At 46.8% G+C, this 16124-nt stretch carries 18 protein-coding genes; 5 read left to right on the forward strand and 13 right to left on the reverse strand.

Annotated features, from left to right (window positions below):
* The first annotated feature begins 18 nt into the window (after positions 1 to 18).
* Positions 19 to 687, forward strand: a complete 669-nt coding sequence (locus tag B2W60_RS06660; RefSeq protein WP_292361992.1) for a DUF4124 domain-containing protein — start codon at positions 19 to 21, stop codon at positions 685 to 687.
* Here B2W60_RS06660 and hisC read toward each other — a convergent pair.
* The 10 genes from hisC to B2W60_RS06710 are packed head-to-tail and all read right to left on the reverse strand — an operon-like array spanning position 684 to position 8211.
* Positions 684 to 1739 (reverse strand): histidinol-phosphate transaminase, encoded by a 1056-nt coding sequence (gene hisC, locus B2W60_RS06665; protein ID WP_292361991.1) that lies wholly within the window; start codon positions 1737 to 1739, stop codon positions 684 to 686. The genes B2W60_RS06660 and hisC overlap by 4 nt on opposite strands.
* Positions 1740 to 3044 carry a histidinol dehydrogenase gene (hisD, locus tag B2W60_RS06670; protein WP_292361990.1) on the reverse strand — a complete coding sequence of 435 codons (1305 nt, stop codon included), beginning with the start codon at positions 3042 to 3044 and terminating at the stop codon, positions 1740 to 1742.
* The gene (gene hisG / locus B2W60_RS06675; protein ID WP_339612383.1) at positions 3028 to 3672 is read right to left on the reverse strand and encodes an ATP phosphoribosyltransferase; all 645 of its coding nucleotides are present in this window, start codon (positions 3670 to 3672) and stop codon (positions 3028 to 3030) included. Before hisG ends, hisD begins: the two co-directional genes overlap by 17 nt.
* 1 nt (position 3673) lies before the next feature.
* Entirely contained in the window at positions 3674 to 4960 is a 1287-nt protein-coding gene (gene murA, locus B2W60_RS06680; protein WP_292361988.1) for a UDP-N-acetylglucosamine 1-carboxyvinyltransferase, read from the reverse strand.
* A 30-nt stretch (positions 4961 to 4990) separates the two neighbouring features.
* Positions 4991 to 5215, reverse strand: a complete 225-nt coding sequence (locus B2W60_RS06685; RefSeq protein WP_292361987.1) for a BolA family protein — start codon at positions 5213 to 5215, stop codon at positions 4991 to 4993.
* Between the two features lie 21 nt (positions 5216 to 5236).
* Positions 5237 to 5533, reverse strand: a complete 297-nt coding sequence (locus B2W60_RS06690; RefSeq protein WP_292361986.1) for an STAS domain-containing protein — start codon at positions 5531 to 5533, stop codon at positions 5237 to 5239.
* Positions 5530 to 6159 (reverse strand): MlaC/ttg2D family ABC transporter substrate-binding protein, encoded by a 630-nt coding sequence (locus tag B2W60_RS06695; RefSeq protein WP_292361985.1) that lies wholly within the window; start codon positions 6157 to 6159, stop codon positions 5530 to 5532. The genes B2W60_RS06690 and B2W60_RS06695 overlap by 4 nt, the downstream gene beginning before the upstream one ends.
* A 1-nt stretch (position 6160) precedes the next feature.
* Positions 6161 to 6625 carry an outer membrane lipid asymmetry maintenance protein MlaD gene (mlaD, locus tag B2W60_RS06700; protein ID WP_292361984.1) on the reverse strand — a complete coding sequence of 155 codons (465 nt, stop codon included), beginning with the start codon at positions 6623 to 6625 and terminating at the stop codon, positions 6161 to 6163.
* A complete protein-coding gene (gene mlaE / locus B2W60_RS06705; RefSeq protein WP_292361983.1) occupies positions 6626 to 7408 on the reverse strand; it encodes a lipid asymmetry maintenance ABC transporter permease subunit MlaE in 783 nt (260 codons plus the stop codon). It lies immediately after the preceding gene.
* A complete protein-coding gene (locus B2W60_RS06710) occupies positions 7405 to 8211 on the reverse strand; it encodes an ABC transporter ATP-binding protein (protein WP_292361982.1) in 807 nt (268 codons plus the stop codon). Before B2W60_RS06710 ends, mlaE begins: the two co-directional genes overlap by 4 nt.
* A gap of 203 nt (positions 8212 to 8414) precedes the next feature.
* On the opposite strand from B2W60_RS06710, the gene B2W60_RS06715 reads away from it, so the two are divergent.
* Genes B2W60_RS06715 through B2W60_RS06725 form a run of 3 tightly spaced genes read left to right on the forward strand, consistent with a single transcriptional unit; the run spans position 8415 to position 10729 of the window.
* Positions 8415 to 8978: an SRPBCC family protein gene (locus B2W60_RS06715; RefSeq protein ID WP_292361981.1), complete on the forward strand. Its 564-nt coding sequence runs from the start codon at positions 8415 to 8417 to the stop codon at positions 8976 to 8978.
* Positions 8978 to 9970 carry a cytochrome D1 domain-containing protein gene (locus B2W60_RS06720; protein ID WP_292361980.1) on the forward strand — a complete coding sequence of 331 codons (993 nt, stop codon included), beginning with the start codon at positions 8978 to 8980 and terminating at the stop codon, positions 9968 to 9970. The genes B2W60_RS06715 and B2W60_RS06720 overlap by 1 nt, the downstream gene beginning before the upstream one ends.
* Positions 9971 to 9979: 9 nt before the next feature.
* The gene (locus B2W60_RS06725; protein WP_339612379.1) at positions 9980 to 10729 is read left to right on the forward strand and encodes a class I SAM-dependent methyltransferase; all 750 of its coding nucleotides are present in this window, start codon (positions 9980 to 9982) and stop codon (positions 10727 to 10729) included.
* Between the two features lie 5 nt (positions 10730 to 10734).
* On the opposite strand, the gene B2W60_RS06730 is transcribed toward B2W60_RS06725, so the two are convergent.
* Genes B2W60_RS06730 through B2W60_RS06740 form a run of 3 tightly spaced genes read right to left on the reverse strand, consistent with a single transcriptional unit; the run spans position 10735 to position 15040 of the window.
* Complete coding sequence (locus tag B2W60_RS06730; RefSeq protein ID WP_292361978.1) at positions 10735 to 12057, reverse strand: replication-associated recombination protein A; 1323 nt, start codon at positions 12055 to 12057, stop codon at positions 10735 to 10737.
* The gene (gene lolA / locus B2W60_RS06735) at positions 12057 to 12689 is read right to left on the reverse strand and encodes an outer membrane lipoprotein chaperone LolA (RefSeq protein ID WP_292361977.1); all 633 of its coding nucleotides are present in this window, start codon (positions 12687 to 12689) and stop codon (positions 12057 to 12059) included. Before lolA ends, B2W60_RS06730 begins: the two co-directional genes overlap by 1 nt.
* 53 nt (positions 12690 to 12742) lie before the next feature.
* Positions 12743 to 15040: a DNA translocase FtsK gene (locus tag B2W60_RS06740; protein ID WP_292361976.1), complete on the reverse strand. Its 2298-nt coding sequence runs from the start codon at positions 15038 to 15040 to the stop codon at positions 12743 to 12745.
* Positions 15041 to 15174: 134 nt separating this feature from the next.
* On the opposite strand from B2W60_RS06740, the gene trxB reads away from it, so the two are divergent.
* Positions 15175 to 16113 carry a thioredoxin-disulfide reductase gene (gene trxB, locus B2W60_RS06745; protein WP_292361975.1) on the forward strand — a complete coding sequence of 313 codons (939 nt, stop codon included), beginning with the start codon at positions 15175 to 15177 and terminating at the stop codon, positions 16111 to 16113.
* The last annotated feature ends 11 nt before the right edge of the window (positions 16114 to 16124 follow it).

The raw sequence follows: 16124 nt of genomic DNA on the forward strand, positions 1-16124 counted from the left end.
GCTCTCTGGGAAAAGATAATGATTTCAATACGCTTTTTAGTGGCGGTGATGCTAAGCACAACACTATTTTCTGTAACAACCGTTTCAGCGGCACAACTTTACCGGTTTAACGATGAAAACGGTATACCAACACTCAGTAAAACATTACCACCGGAAGTGGCTCAGCAAGGTTACGACATTCTGGATGAGAAATCGATGCGAGTGATTGAGCGTGTCCCGCCTGCCCCCACTGAAGCAGAAATCGCCGAGCGCGAAATTCAAAAGAAACTTGACTTGGAAGCCCGCGAACAAGCAGAACTACAGGCAAAAATGGAAGCGGAAAAACGCCGTAAACAAGCCATTTACGATCATAATTTACTCTCGGTCTATCAATCTGAAGAAGATCTGCTGAATGAACGCAATAAAGATCTGCAATATCGCGAAAAACGTATTGAAATATTAAAAAGCAAACGCAAAGGATTACAGCAGCGGCTGCAACAGGTACAACAACAGGCAGCAGATAATGAATTAAGTGGTGTTGGCCTCAGTGCCAACCTGAAAAGTCGTTTGAAGGCAGCCCAGCAAGAATTGGATAACAATCAGTCAAGCATGGAGCAGTTACAAACTGAAATTGAGACACTCAACATGCAATATGATCTGGATCTTCAACGTTTGCGAGAGCTACTGGGAACCGATACGACCGATTAAACCAGAAGATCCAGCTGGCTCATCAACAACTGATTTTCAGTACGATTACCAATACTGATACGCAGAAACTGATCGATTCTCGGCTTTTTAAAGTGGCGTACGATCACCCCTTTTTCCCGTAATCCGGCTGCAAGTGTTGCTGCATCATTCTGAGGATGACGGGCAAACACAAAATTTGCAGCCGAAGGCAAAACCTCAAAGTCTAACTCTGCTAAAGATTTAGTTACCCATTCGCGTTCAGCGATGACTTGTTGCTGACATTGTTTAAAGTAGACTTCATCTTTGTATGCTGCAACACCAGCGGCAATCGCGAGACTATCCAATGGATAGGAATTAAAGCTGTCTTTTACTCTTACCAATGCTTCAATCAATTGCGGATGTCCGACTGCAAAGCCGATGCGCATTCCAGCCAGAGAGCGAGACTTGGATAAGGTCTGAGTCACCAGCAGATTGGGGAACCTCTGGGTTAACGGTATCGCTGTTTCCCCACCAAAATCGATATACGCTTCATCAATAACCACGACTGAGTCACTGTTCATTTCTACTAACCGCCGGATATCATCCAGAGATAATAAACAGCCGGTAGGCGCATTGGGATTCGGCAAAATAATCCCACCGTTATCACGCTCGTAATCAGTGATATCAATTTGGAATTTTGCATTGAGAGGCACTAAAACCGAATCTATGTCGTACAGCTGACAATACACAGGATAAAAACTATAAGTGACATCCGGAAACAACACCGGCTTGCCATGTTTGAACAAGGCATTAAACACATGCGCCAGTACTTCATCTGAGCCATTGCCGACAAAGACACATTCAGCTGGCACATTATGATAGTCAGCAATCGCCTGTTTAAAGGGGCCGCCATCAGGTACCGGATACAAGCGTAAACGGTCGGTAGTTGCCATGCGAATCGCTTCCAACACCTTAGGCGACGGACCAAAAGGATTTTCGTTGGTATTGAGCTTGACCAGATTCTGGCCGCGAGGTTGCTCACCCGGCACATAGGGTTCTAATGAATGAACAAAATCACTCCAGAAACGGCTCATTTATTTTTCCTGTAAACGATACTCAGCACTTCGGGCATGTGCAGTAAGACTTTCACCGCGCGCCAACACCGATGCAATTTGTCCCAAACTTTGAGCACCCTGCGGTGACACCTGAATCAGACTCGAACGTTTCTGGAAGTCGTAGACTCCCAACGGTGAGCTGAAACGTGCTGTGCGTGACGTCGGCAATACATGGTTTGGTCCTGCACAATAATCACCCAAAGCTTCAGGGGTATATCGGCCCATAAAAATAGCACCGGCATGGCGAATTTGTTTAGCCATTTCCATCGGTTCATCAACTGACAATTCCAAATGCTCTGGCGCAATATAATTGCAGACTTCAACCGCCTGCTGCATATCATCAACCAGAATAATTGCACCACGATTTATTAATGACGTTTCAATAATTTTCTGGCGTTCCATTGTCGGTAACAAACGAGCAATAGAGGCTTTAACTTTTTGTAAAAAGTCTGCATCAGGTGAAATCAGAATTGATTGGGCATCTTCATCATGTTCGGCCTGTGAAAACAAATCCATGGCAATCCAGTCCGGATCGGTTTTTCCATCACAAATCACCAGAATTTCTGATGGTCCGGCAATCATATCGATACCCACGGTGCCAAAAACCATACCCTTGGCAGTCGCCACAAAAATATTACCCGGACCGACAATTTTATCGACCTGTGGAATGGTTTCAGTACCATACGCCAATGCTGCAACAGCCTGCGCACCACCAATGGCAAAAATACGATCAACACCAGCAATGGCCGCAGCGGCTAATACCAGATCGTTTACTTCATCATCCGGTGTCGGCACCACCATGATCAATTCCTGCACACCCGCCACTTTGGCCGGAATGGCATTCATCAAGACGGATGAAGGATAAGCCGCTTTACCACCTGGCACATATAAACCGGCACGATCCAAAGGAGTGACCTGCTGGCCCAACACGGTGCCATCATCTTCCACGTAGTGCCAGGAGTCCTGTTTTTGATGTTCGTGATACTGACGTACACGTTCCGCTGCTTTTTCCAAAGCCTGGCGTTGTGCCTTAGGAATTGATTCCAACGCAGCAGCAGCCCGAGACAACGGAATTTCCAGATCAGTCATGACAGTAGCTTTAACACGATCAAATTTTTGACTGTATTCAACCACCGCTTGATCACCGCGCTGTTTTACATCTGCCAGAATACTTCTAACGGTATCCGTAATCGCTGCATCAGACACACCCTCCCAAGCCAACAGCTCGGAAAGCTTGGGCCAGAAATCAGCTTGCTGGAAGTTTAATTCACTTATTTCTATCATTTGCCTGCTCTTTTACTGCATTACGGATCTGCTCAATAAATTGCTGAATCCGTGCATGTTTGGTTTTCATGGATGCCTTATTGACCACCAACCGTGAACTTATATCCGCAATATGCTCCATGGGTGTCAATCCATTTGCTCTCAGCGTGTTGCCAGTATCAACCACATCGACAATACGATCCGCCATACCGACCAGAGGAGCCAGCTCCATTGAACCATAGAGCTTGATGATCTCGACCTGTTGCCCCTGTTCTGCATAAAACCGCTTGGTACTTTCCACAAACTTTGTTGCCACTTTTAACCGGCCTTGAGGCTTCTGTTCATCTTGTTTACCAGCCGTCATTAATTTGCAGCAGGCAATATTCAGATCCACCGGTTCATACAGCTCGGCATCCGGATGTTCCATCAACACATCTTTCCCGGCCACACCCATATCAGCGCCACCATATTCAACATATGTCGGTACATCTGAAGCTCGTACGATGATGAGTCGGACATCCGGCAGATTGGTTTCCAGAATCAGCTTACGGCTTTTTTCCGGATCGTCTAATGGTTCGATGCCTGCCGCCTTCAGAAGCGGTAATGTTTCTTCAAAGATTCGGCCTTTTGATAAAGCCAGCGTTAACATTTCAGCCATTCGAAGCCACCCGTGCCTGAGTGGGAATACGGCGTATACGAGCACCTAATTGCTGTAGTTTTTCTTCAATACACTCGTAACCACGATCAATATGATATATACGTTCTACCTGAGTTTCGCCTTCAGCGACCAAAGCAGCCAACACCAGACATGCTGATGCACGTAGATCTGTAGCCATCACTGGCGCTGCCGTCAGTTTTTCCTGACCTTTGCAAACCACGGTATTACCTTCGATCTGCAAATTAGCCCCCATACGCTGCATTTCCTGCACATGCATAAAACGATTTTCAAATACGGTTTCAACGATGGTCGCCTGACCTTCGGCAATACTGTTAAGCGCAGTAAATTGGGCCTGCATATCAGTTGGAAATGCAGGATATGGTGCTGTACGGATATTAACCGCTTTAGGCCTTCTGCCTTCCATATCCAATGTAATCCAATCTTCTCCTACTTCAATTTTAGCCCCGGCCTCTTCCAACTTGAGTAACACAGCTTCTAACTGATTAGCATCGGTGTCTTTCAGTTTGACACGACCACGTGTGATTGCCGCAGCCACCAGATAGGTACCCGTTTCAATACGATCCGGCAGAATCGCGTAATGCGTACCATTGAGCTTTTCAACACCTTCAATCTGTAGCGTTGTTGAGCCAGCACCGGTAATTTTAGCGCCCATTTGATTCAGGTATTTTGCCAAATCCACGACTTCTGGCTCACGGGCAGCGTTTTCGATGATTGTGGTTCCGGATGCCAGAGTGGCGGCCATCATCAGGTTTTCAGTCCCGGTTACGGTGACCTGATCCATAAAGATATGCGCGCCTTTCAAGCCTTTGCCACTGGTCGCGCGGATATAACCGTTTTCCACTTTGATTTCAGCGCCCATCTGTTCCAGACCACGTAAATGTAAATCTACTGGGCGAGAACCAATCGCACAACCTCCGGGTAATGACACATCGGCTTTACCGAATTTAGCTAATAACGGCCCTAAAACCAGAATAGATGCCCGCATGGTCTTGACCAGATCATAAGCGGCTTCGGTAATCGTTAAAGTCGACGGGTCGATTAATACCCCAGAGCGTTCATCAACTGTAAGCGTTACCCCCATGCGGCCTAAAAGCTCCAGTGTGGTGGTAATATCATGCAAATGTGGTACGTTGCCGATACGTACAGGCGAATCGGCTAACAACGCGCCCATCAATATAGGCAAAGCTGCGTTCTTTGCACCGGAAATACGTATCTCGCCATCCAGCGCGACACCACCTTTAATGATTAGTTTGTCCATGAGTTTGCTCTGGAAGAATAAGGGAATGGATTAGCGAGAGACACCGGTTTTAAGTGACAAGGCATGAACAGCACCACTACTGAAGCTGTCACCTAATGTTGCTTTGACCATACGGTGTTGTTCAATCAGGCTTTTTCCGGAGAATGACGGACTAAAAACCCGGGCATCAAAATGCTGGCCATCTTCACCAAACACTTCAACATCAGCATCAGGTAAGCCTGCTTCTATCATTATTTTGATATCTGCTGCTTTCATGTTTCACCACTTATAGTAAATTTATTGTAGAGGAAGGAGTTCTTCCAATCCGCTGGCTTCAGCCATCGCCAGCATTTGTGCCGGCATATTGAAATAACGAATTGGTTTGTTTAATTTCCTGGCCTGGCGCATCCACTCAATCAGCAACGCCAAACCGGCACTATCGCTGTGAGTGACTTTGCTGAGATCAACATCCAGATTGGCTGTTTCAGCAAATAACGCTTCGGTCATATCAATTCCGCTGGCTGCCGTGCCAAACGTCAGTTCACCTGAAACCAGAATACGTTTCGCAACGTCATCAAAAATCAGATTCATCATCTGGCTCTGTCGTTACGTTTAGAAAGATTTTCAATTAACGCATCCATGCCACTGGTACGAATATCCCGATTGAAAGATGAACGATAGTTGGTCACCAGACTGATGCCTTCAATTTTAACGTCGTAAACTTTCCATTCATCATTTTTATTTTTATAAAGTGATAAAGCCATTGGAATGGACGGGCCATTCGGCTGTACGACTTCCATCGGTACATTTACCCGACCTTTTTCGATATCATCACGGAATGGTAAAAACCGGATTTCTTCGTTGGTATATTCCAGCATCGCCGTAGCATAGGTTCTGACCAGCAACAGACGGAACTCTTCAACAAACTTGGCTTGCTGTTCCGCTGACGCATCACGCCAGCTACGTCCTAACGCCAGTCTTGCCATACGCTCAAAGTCAAAATGCGGGATCAGAATATCCTGAACCAATGAGAAAATTTTCTGTGGATCCTGCTCCAGTTCGGCCTCATGTTCTTTCAACGCTTTTAACATGTTGTCTGAAGCTTCTTTCACTAATGCCTGCGGTTCCGGCATGGCCTGAGCTGAGGCACTTAGCGCCATCATGCCCATAAATGCAACTGCCAGCAGCTGGATAGAAAATCGTTTGATATTGTAAATCATATTATTCACCTTCTGCGGTACTGTACAGGAACTGACCAATGACCTGCTCCAATACAACTGCTGGTTGAGTCAAATCAATAATATCGCCATCTTGCAGAAAAAAGTCGTCAGCACCTGGAGACAGACTTATATATTGCTCCCCCAATAAACCGGCAGTAAAAATACTGGCGGATGTGTCCATTGGAATATTGTCATACTGCGGATAAATATTGATGGTGACTTTAGCGTCATAAGTATCCGGGTCCAGCGAAATCGACGAGACGCGCCCGACTCTGACTCCGGCCATAGTCACTGGTGAACGAGGTTTAAGACCGCCGATATTCTGGAAATTGGCAACGACTTCATACCCTTTATCGTCGGTAAAATCACCCAGGTTACTTACTTTCATCGCCAGAACAAATAACGCTGCAATCCCAGCAGCAACAAACAAACCGACCAGGATCTCGGCACTTCTTTTAGAATTCATTTATATATCTCCAAACATCAACGCAGTCAGAACGAAGTCCAGGCCGAGAATTGCAAAAGCGGAATGGACAACTGTCCGCGTTGTGGCACGCCCTACACCTTCAGAAGTCGGTGTTGCATCATAACCTTCAAACAAAGCAATCCATGTCACAACAAAACCAAAGACAATACTTTTAATCACACCGTTCAGAATATCTTCGTACCAGTCAGTTTTTGCTTGCATCTGAGACCAGAAAGCCCCGTCGTCCACGCCCAACAAGCCATGACCAACCAGAAAAGCGCCGAATATCCCTACCGCACTAAAAATAGCCGCTAATAACGGCATGGAAATCAAACCAGCCAGAAACCGTGGGGCGATGATACGACGCATCGGATCCACCGCCATCATCTCCATTCCAGACAACTGTTCGGTACTTTTCATCAAGCCGATTTCAGCCGTTAAAGCAGAACCGGCACGTCCCGCAAATAGCAATGCACTGACAACAGGACCAAGCTCCCTGACCAGCGATAATGAAACCAGTACCCCGAGTGATTCCTCCGCACCGAAATCAACCAGCGTATTATACCCCTGAAGGCCTAATACCATGCCGACAAACAGGCCTGATATGAGAATTATCAAGACTGATAATACACCGACATAAAATAATTGCTGAACTACCAGGGAAAAGCGGAATGCAAGGCTTGGCATACCTGCCAGCATTTGCATCAGAAAAATATGGCCCCTGCCAAGTCGCTGAAAGGTATCTAATCCCCAGCGACCGAGGCTGCGTAGCACCTCAATCATCGTTTTCCCTCTGAATTCAACAGATCTTTACCAAAATCATTTCCGGGATAATGGAATGGAACCGGCCCATCAGGCAAACCTTGCAAAAACTGTTTAACCCAATCTGAACCAGAGGTTTTAAGTGTTTCCGGCGTACCTTTCTCAACGACCTTCCCGCCGGACAACAAATAAATTTCATCTGCAATCTGCGTGGTTTCCGCCACGTCGTGGGAAACAATGATACTGGTCAGGCCCATCGCATCGTTTAGACGTCGAATCAGATTGACCAGCGTACCCATCGAAATCGGATCCTGTCCGGTAAACGGCTCATCGTACATAATCATCATCGGATCCAAAGTAACAGCCCGAGCCAAAGCAACCCTTCTTGCCATCCCGCCAGACAATTCCGCCGGCATCATATTCCGGGCATTTCGCAGACCAACAGCCTGTAGTTTCATCAACACCAAATCATGAATCATTGATTCAGGCAGTTTTGTGTGTTCCCGCAACGGAAAAGCGACATTTTCAAATACATTAATATCTGTCAACAGAGCACCGCTTTGAAATAACATTCCCATTCGCTTGCGCAATTCGTAAAGCTTTGAGTGAGAAAGTTTATGAACATTCTGCCCATCAATTTCAACGCTGCCACGATCCGGTTTCAACTGACCGCCTATCAGCTTCAGCAGTGTAGTTTTACCAGTACCACTCGGCCCCATAATGGCCGTTACCTTACCCCGGTAGATATCAATATCTACCCCATTGAAGATAACTTTGTCTCCACGGTTAAAATGCAAATCCCTGATTTTGATCAGTGGTGCCATTATTTATTGCCGATATTAATATGAAAGACCGCTAATTTTCTTGAATCGCTGATGTTAAGTCAAATCGCTGTGTGGAAAAACCCATCGGTATCGGCTAAAGTGTTGTCGCCATTTTAGGTTTCAGGAACTAGTTATGTCAGTCTTGACTCTTAGTTCATGTGGATATCTTGGTAAACAACCGACTCAAACGGAGACTCTTAAGAATGAAGAAATTTTTGCAACTCATTGCAGCCACTGTTATTGCTTTACCTCTGGTAGCAACAGCTCATGGCCCAACTCGCCAAGAAGTTGATGAAAAAATTGTTATTAATGCAGCCCCTGAAAAAGTATGGGCCATGCTAAAAGATTTCAGTGCCATCGATAAATGGCATCCGGCGGTTGAAAGCGTTGAAATGAAAGATGACAACGTTCGTGTTTTAACCTTGAAAAGCGAAGGTAATCCAACAATTACTGAAGAGCTGGATAAAATTGATGACGAAAAAATGTCTTTAATTTACAAAATCACAGATATGAGTGTCGTCAAAACAATTACGTTCAACAGTAAAGACACTCCTTATTACACACTGCCGGTTTCAACCTATAAATCATGGATGTTTGTAAAAGAAGTCAATGGCGGTACAGAAGTAAGATGGCGTGCCAAGTTTTACCGTTCTTTCATGGACAACCCTCCTGTACCAGAGGGTCAATCTGATGCTGAAGCAGTAGAAGCAGTTACGGCTGTTTATAAAAGTGGATTGGAAAACCTGAAAAACATCATGGAAAAATAATGCTCGTTTTGATGAACAAAAATGCATTAGTGAAAGCGACCCTTAACCGGGTCGCTTTTTTTGTGTCTCTCAGTTTTAGTTTGTCGGCTTGTGCTGAACCAGCTGATTATGCCTTTATTACAAATCAGCTGAGTAATGACATCAGTGTGATTGATATCGATAAAAAGGCGGTTGTCGGTACTCTTACGGCGGGTATGGCTCCTGCCGGTGTGGCATTAAGTCGGGATGGTCAGCGTGTCCTGATTACTAATCCAGACAGTCAGAATATATCTGTATTAGACGCCCGCCAATTAACTGAAATCAGCCAGATTCCAGTTGGTCAGGGGCCAGTCGGTATCGCCACCAATCATGATGGTAGCCTGGCCTATGTTGCTGATTGGTATGAGCATAAAATCAGCATTGTTGACGTGGACAAACAGCTTATTCGAAACCGTATTGATGTGGGTAAATCACCTGCCGGGCTAATCTTTGATGAATCCGGCAACCGTCTGTACGTGGCCAATCGCGATGACAGCACGGTGAGTATTATTAATACGCTTACCGAAACAATGGAATCAACCATTGAAGTCGGTAAATCGCCTTTCGGGCTTGCCCTTACCGCTGATGGACAAAGACTATTCAGTGTCAATGTGCAGGATAACAGTGTCAGCATGATCGACACCGACAGTCTTGCGGTAATCGCGACTATTGAAGTCGGAGAATGGCCTTACTGCGCTGTGAGCAGCCCTGATGGCAAATTTCTTTATGTCACCAATCAGGATGAAAACAGTGTTTCTGTAATTGATATTGCAGCTGCAGAAACCATTAACACGATTGAGGTGGATGATAGTCCTGAAGGCATTGATATTACCGCCAATGGCAAATATCTCTATGTTTCCAACTGGGGTAGCGGCAGTGTTTCCATCATTGATACCGAAACCGGTAAACGCATCGAAGATATTAAAACCGGAGATGGCAGCCGCGCCTTTGGTGACTTTATTATCAGTCAATAATTTTTGACCGTGCAAATCCATTCGTTGGCAGTAACCGATTCAGAGCTTGATGACAAAGCAATTCTGTTTGCTGATGGTTTGGGTTTGCCCGTCGCCCCGCTCGATATCCAGAGCGCTCAGCTGGTGCTTTCGCCTTCACGACTTGAACTTCGCGTACCGGAAATTGGCGGCCCGATTTTCATAGATTTCACCGCAGGTAAATACCAGCACCGCCGGCAGTTTGGTGGGGGGCGGGGGCAACCCTTAGCCAAAGCAGTTGGCCTTAAAAAAGGCGCTACACCTTATATTATTGATGCAACAGCAGGCTTTGGCAGAGATGCTTTTGTACTTGCCAGTTTAGGCTGCCGGGTCACATTGATTGAACAGAACCCTGTCATGGCTGCCTTACTGGCTGATGCGCTACAGCGGGCTATGGACGATAAAGGCGTCACTGAAATCATTTCACGCATGCAATTACATCAAGGTAATGCCATTGATTATTTAGCGGGCCTTTCCGATACTGACAGACCCGAAGTGGTTTACCTTGACCCGATGTATCCCTCACGAGATAAATCCGCGTTGGTCAAAAAGGAAATGCAGCTTTTACATCAGCTGGTGGGGCCTGACAGCAATAGTTCAGAATTACTCACTGTGTCACGTGACGTCGCGTTGAAACGAGTTGCCGTCAAGCGGCCAAAGGGGGCCGAGTTTTTTGCCAACCAACAACCGCATGTCAGTATTGAAAGCAAAAATACCCGTTACGATATTTACACCCGTTAAATTTGCTAACGGCGCTGTTTATCCAGCTCTCTGAGGTGCGCCAGCTTTTCGGCAATCTTGATTTCCAGACCGCGATTGACCGGCTGATAATATTGCCGTTGCGGCATGGTTTCCGGGAAATAGTTTTCCCCCGCCGCATAAGCATCCGGTTCATCATGGGCGTAACGGTATTCCTTACCGTAATCCAGTTCTTTCATTAGTTTGGTCGGTGCGTTACGTAAATGCAGTGGTACCTCTGCAGAGCCAAAGTTTTTGGCATCCTGCATCGCCGCTTTAAAGGCGGTATACACTGCATTACTTTTAGGCGCACTGGCCAGATACACCACCGCTTGAGCAATTGCGAGCTCGCCTTCGGGACGGCCCAATTTATCAAAGCTCTCCCATGCATCCAGAGCGATACGTAATCCTCGCGGATCCGCATTACCAATATCTTCAACTGCCATTCGAACAATGCGCCGCATCAGATAAACCGGATCACAGCCCCCATCAAGCATCCGGCACAGCCAATACAAGGCTCCGTCCGGTGAAGAACCACGAACCGATTTATGTAAGGCAGAAATCTGGTCGTAAAACGCTTCACCGCCCTTATCAAAGCGTCGTAATGTGCCCGATAATACTTCGGCCAGGTCAGTTTCATCTACTTCGGTTTGCTGTTTGCTATCCGCCAGATCAACGGCGATTTCCAGCAGATTCAGTACCCGCCGTCCATCACCGTCCGCGGCCTGTGCCAATTGTTCACGAAGTCTGTCATCCAGCTTGATATCCCGACCGGCAAGCCCGCGAATTCCATCCTGCATTGCCCGCTCAATGATCAGCTTTAAATCGTTTATTTCCAATGACTTGAGCACATAGACGCGGGCTCGTGATAACAAGGCGTTATTTAATTCAAATGAGGGATTTTCGGTGGTGGCACCAATAAAGGTAAATGTGCCGTCCTCAACGTAGGGTAAAAAAGCATCCTGCTGGGACTTGTTAAAACGGTGTACTTCATCCACAAACAACATGGTCCGACGACCACGTTCCTGTTGCAACTGCTTGGCTCGGGTAACCGCTTCCCTCACCTCTTTCACACCAGCTAATACCGCGGAGATGCTGATAAACTCAGCATCGCAATAACCGGCAATTAATCTTGCCAGCGTGGTTTTTCCGGTACCCGGTGGCCCCCAGAAAATCATTGAGTGCGGCTGTCCCGTGGCAATCGCCTGCCTTAACGGTTTGCCTTCAGCCAGTAAATGTTGCTGGCCGATATATTCATCAAGCGTTTGTGGCCGCATCCGGTCAGCTAATGGACGGCCGACCTGTGGATGCAGATTGTCAAACAGACTCATTAAGGAATATCACCTACCACATCAACGCCAGGCGGCGCCGTAAATTCAAAACGCGAAGCCGGTAAATCCGCATTAATTTTAATATCGCTGAACACCAGGCGAGTTCGCTGATCAAAACTATCAACCATCAGCATTTCGCGAATGCCATTGGCATCAAAAGCCAAAGCAACCGTTTGATAGGTATTATCAGCCTCTTTTGGCACCAGTCGAACCCATTGCAGTTCATCTTCCGATTCCAGTTCACGAATATTATATTCCGCTTCCGGCAGGGTATTTCCTGACAGTAATCCGGCAGGGGTTTCCGCTAAAGCTTCATCCTGCAGCTTGACCGTAATCTGTTCTAAGTCGACATCGTAAAACCAGATCCGCTCACCATCAGCAACAATTTGTTGTGGAAAAGGCGTGTCATAATCCCAACGAAATTTTCCCGGCCTGGATAATAAAAACTGGCCGGTGGCTTCTTCCACTACCTGACCATCGGTATCAATTACCGTCTGCTGGAAGTTGGCTTCCAACCGGGTCACCTCCAGAACAAACGCATTAAGCTTATCGATAGCTGATTCTGCAAACGCCAATGTCGGCAGAATTAACCCTCCAAGCAGCAACCACTGTGTTGCACAGCGTTTTATCATTATTTTTACTCCAAATTGTTTCACGACAATCCCTTGGACACTTAATGCAGCAACTAATTGCGTGGCGGTGGCGCCAATACTTCTCGACTACCGTTAGTTTGCATCGCAGAAACCACTCCGGCAGCTTCCATCGCTTCAACAATTCGTGCAGCGCGGTTATAACCGATTTTCAATCGACGCTGCACACCGGAAACAGAGGCACGGCGGCTTTCGGTAACAATTTGCACAGCTTGATCGTAAAGGGGGTCGGTTTCACCATCGCTGGCGTCACCAACGCCTGCACTGTCGCCATCATCGGTATTGTCCTGCGTAATCTCTTCCAGATAATTCGGACCACCCTGCGTTTTCAGGAAATCGACCACCGCATGTACTTCATGATCGTCTACAAAGGCACCGTGCACCCGCTCCGGCAAGCCACTGCCAGGCGGTAAATACAGCATATCGCCCTGTCCCAATAATTGCTCGGCGCCCATCTGATCCAGAATGGTCCGCGAATCGATACGTGATGACACCTGAAACGCCATTCGGGTCGGAATATTGGCTTTAATCAATCCGGTAATAACATCTACCGAAGGTCTTTGCGTTGCCAGAATCAAATGGATTCCGGCAGCACGTGCTTTTTGCGCCAGACGGGCAATCAGTTCTTCAACCTGCTTGCCCACCACCATCATCATATCGGCTAATTCGTCAATAATAACCACGATAAACGGTAACGTCTCAAGCGTTGGGATGGGTTCACCGGGCAATACTTCTGCCATGGGATCCGGAATCGGTTCACCACTATCAATGGCATCCTGAACTTTTTTGTTATAGCCAGCGATATTCCGAACACCCAGGGCGGCCATTAGAGGATAACGGCGTTCCATTTCCGCAACACACCAACGCAATGCATTGGCGGCTTCTTTCATATCGGTCACAACAGGTGTCAACAAATGCGGAATATCCTCGTAAATCGATAATTCCAGCATCTTCGGATCGACCATGATCAGGCGAACCTCTTTAGGTGTGGCTTTGTATAACAGGCTCAAAATCATCGCATTAACTGCAACAGACTTACCGGAGCCAGTCGTACCTGCCACTAATAAATGCGGCATTTTTTCAAGATTCGCAACGACAGGTCTACCCGCAATATCTTTGCCCAAAGCCATCACTAATGGTGATTTGCTGTTTTCATAATCACTACAGGCCAGAATTTCGCGTAAGCGAACCACTTCGCGAATTTCATTGGGAATTTCCAGTCCGACCACCGGTTTACCCGGAATAACCTCAACGATACGCACACTGCTGATAGATAATGCTCTGGCCAGATCTTTTGCCAGACCACTGATACGACTGACTTTAATACCGGCTGCCGGTTGTAATTCAAACCGGGTCACCACCGGTCCCGGCTGAACTTCAACGACCTGAACTTCTACGCCGAAATCTTTTAACTTCAGCTCCACCAGACGTGACAAGGCTTGCAATACTTCTTCGCTGTAACCGGCAGCCACAGCTTTGGGCAAATCCAGTAAAGACAAGGTGGGCATACCCGGAGCATCAGCAGTTTCAAATAACGGCTGTTGCCGCTCTTTTTCTTCGCGTTTGCTTAATTCTTTAACCTGTAGCTGAGGTTCTACTCTCACCTTGGCTTTGTGCTGCATTTTTTCTTTCTGCGCAATAAAGCTTTCTTCACGTTGCTGGCGGGTGCGACGCACCTGCAGATTTTCTTTTAATTCACGGCTCCAGCGAGCAATATGAATCAGTACCACCATCGCGATTGCACCGAGACGATCAATCACCATCAGCCAGGACAGGCCAGTGAATAATGTTACCCCCGTCAACAACAAGGCTAATAGTAATAAACTGGTACCGGAAGCACCAAATACCGATTCAAAACCATGGCCTACTACTTCCCCCAATACTCCGCCAGACCCCAAAGGCAATAACTCAGCGTAATCCATCAAGCTCAGGGAAGACAAACCACTGGCCGCAGCCAATGCCATGACCAGACCAACGGATTTCAACACCCAGAAATGCAAGGCATCGTCACCATCAGCACGTTTACCCCAACTGAATAAAAGCCATCCACTGAATCCCAACATTAACGGAGCCAGATAGGCAGGAAAGCCAAATCCGTATAACAAAGCATCTGCAAGCCATGCGCCGACAATACCACCGCGATTGGCAATCAGATCATCTGTTCCGGTGGTTGACCAGCCGGGGTCGGTAGGTTCGTAGGTTACTAAAGACAGTAATAAATAAGCCGCTAATGCGAGCGCCAGAATCAGTGCCGCTTCACGAAGTCTGAATCCGACTGCGCCAGCGGTGACATCCTGTTTATTTTTGTCGTTTGCCCGTGTCGCTTGTGCCAATGTGATAATTCCAATGAAGCCAATTGATTAAGCGCAAATTCTAACACAGGTTTTAGCAGCTGATGCTTGTCCAAAGGCAAAGCAATGAGTACTCTAATCTATTCGTTTTTTATTCGATACTGGGAGATACACTTATGGCGGACAGCAAACACTGCCGACTACTGATTCTGGGTTCAGGCCCAGCTGGTTATACAGCCGCGGTTTATGCTGCTCGTGCTGCTTTAGATCCTGTATTAATCACTGGTATTGAACAAGGTGGTCAATTAACGACAACGACTGATGTCGATAACTGGCCTGGTGATGCTGATGGTGTGCAAGGGCCGGAGTTGATGCAACGTATGCAGAAACATGCAGAACGTTTTGGCACCGACATTATTTTTGATCATATCCATACAGCTGATTTAAGCCAGCGCCCATTCAAATTAATCGGCGACGCCGGTGAATATACGGCCGATGCATTGATTATTGCCACTGGTGCTTCAGCAAAATATCTGGGCATGGATTCTGAAGAAGCCTTTAAAGGCCGCGGTGTCTCTGCCTGTGCTACCTGTGATGGTTTTTTCTATAAAAATCAGCCCGTCGCCGTTATCGGTGGTGGTAATACCGCCGTAGAAGAAGCATTGTATTTATCGAACATCGCTTCAAAAGTCACTGTAATCCATCGTCGTGACAGCTTCCGCAGTGAAAAGATCCTCAGTAATCAGTTACTGAAAAAGGCCGAAACAGGTAATGTGGAAATTCTCTGGAATCACACACTTGATGAAGTTTTAGGTGACGATGCCGGTGTGACTGGCATTCGAGTTAAAAGTACCGAGTCTGAAAAAACACAGGAAATTGCCGTTCAAGGTGTCTTTATTGCCATTGGTCATCAGCCGAATACCTCTATGTTTAAAGGTCAGCTGGAAATGCAGCATGACTACATAATTCTCAAAAAAGGCACTCAAACCAGTATTCCTGGTGTATTTGCTGCAGGTGACGTTTCGGACCCTATTTATCGTCAGGCAATTACTTCTGCTGGCGCTGGCTGTATGGCAGCACTGGATGCTGAACGTTTTCTGGAAAGTGAAAAATAAAACTGATAAGG

The organism is Methylophaga sp. UBA2496 (assembly GCF_002341635.1).
Taxonomy (GTDB): domain Bacteria; phylum Pseudomonadota; class Gammaproteobacteria; order Nitrosococcales; family Methylophagaceae; genus Methylophaga.

Excerpts from the sequence above, each read along its gene's own strand:
- B2W60_RS06710 (WP_292361982.1), bottom strand. The coding sequence starts at position 8,211 with ATGGCACCACTGATCAAAATCAGGGATTTGCATTTTAACCGTGGAGAC.
- hisC (WP_292361991.1), bottom strand. The coding sequence starts at position 1,739 with ATGAGCCGTTTCTGGAGTGATTTTGTTCATTCATTAGAACCCTATGTG.
- B2W60_RS06690 (WP_292361986.1), bottom strand. The coding sequence starts at position 5,533 with ATGATGAATCTGATTTTTGATGACGTTGCGAAACGTATTCTGGTTTCA.
- B2W60_RS06695 (WP_292361985.1), bottom strand. The coding sequence starts at position 6,159 with ATGATTTACAATATCAAACGATTTTCTATCCAGCTGCTGGCAGTTGCA.
- mlaE (WP_292361983.1), bottom strand. The coding sequence starts at position 7,408 with ATGATTGAGGTGCTACGCAGCCTCGGTCGCTGGGGATTAGATACCTTT.
- hisG (WP_339612383.1), bottom strand. The coding sequence starts at position 3,672 with ATGTTAACGCTGGCTTTATCAAAAGGCCGAATCTTTGAAGAAACATTA.
- B2W60_RS06685 (WP_292361987.1), bottom strand. The coding sequence starts at position 5,215 with ATGAAAGCAGCAGATATCAAAATAATGATAGAAGCAGGCTTACCTGAT.
- B2W60_RS06715 (WP_292361981.1), top strand. The coding sequence starts at position 8,415 with ATGAAGAAATTTTTGCAACTCATTGCAGCCACTGTTATTGCTTTACCT.
- trxB (WP_292361975.1), top strand. The coding sequence starts at position 15,175 with ATGGCGGACAGCAAACACTGCCGACTACTGATTCTGGGTTCAGGCCCA.
- B2W60_RS06660 (WP_292361992.1), top strand. The coding sequence starts at position 19 with ATGATTTCAATACGCTTTTTAGTGGCGGTGATGCTAAGCACAACACTA.
- B2W60_RS06730 (WP_292361978.1), bottom strand. The coding sequence starts at position 12,057 with ATGAGTCTGTTTGACAATCTGCATCCACAGGTCGGCCGTCCATTAGCT.
- hisD (WP_292361990.1), bottom strand. The coding sequence starts at position 3,044 with ATGATAGAAATAAGTGAATTAAACTTCCAGCAAGCTGATTTCTGGCCC.
- murA (WP_292361988.1), bottom strand. The coding sequence starts at position 4,960 with ATGGACAAACTAATCATTAAAGGTGGTGTCGCGCTGGATGGCGAGATA.
- B2W60_RS06720 (WP_292361980.1), top strand. The coding sequence starts at position 8,978 with ATGCTCGTTTTGATGAACAAAAATGCATTAGTGAAAGCGACCCTTAAC.
- lolA (WP_292361977.1), bottom strand. The coding sequence starts at position 12,689 with ATGATAAAACGCTGTGCAACACAGTGGTTGCTGCTTGGAGGGTTAATT.
- mlaD (WP_292361984.1), bottom strand. The coding sequence starts at position 6,625 with ATGAATTCTAAAAGAAGTGCCGAGATCCTGGTCGGTTTGTTTGTTGCT.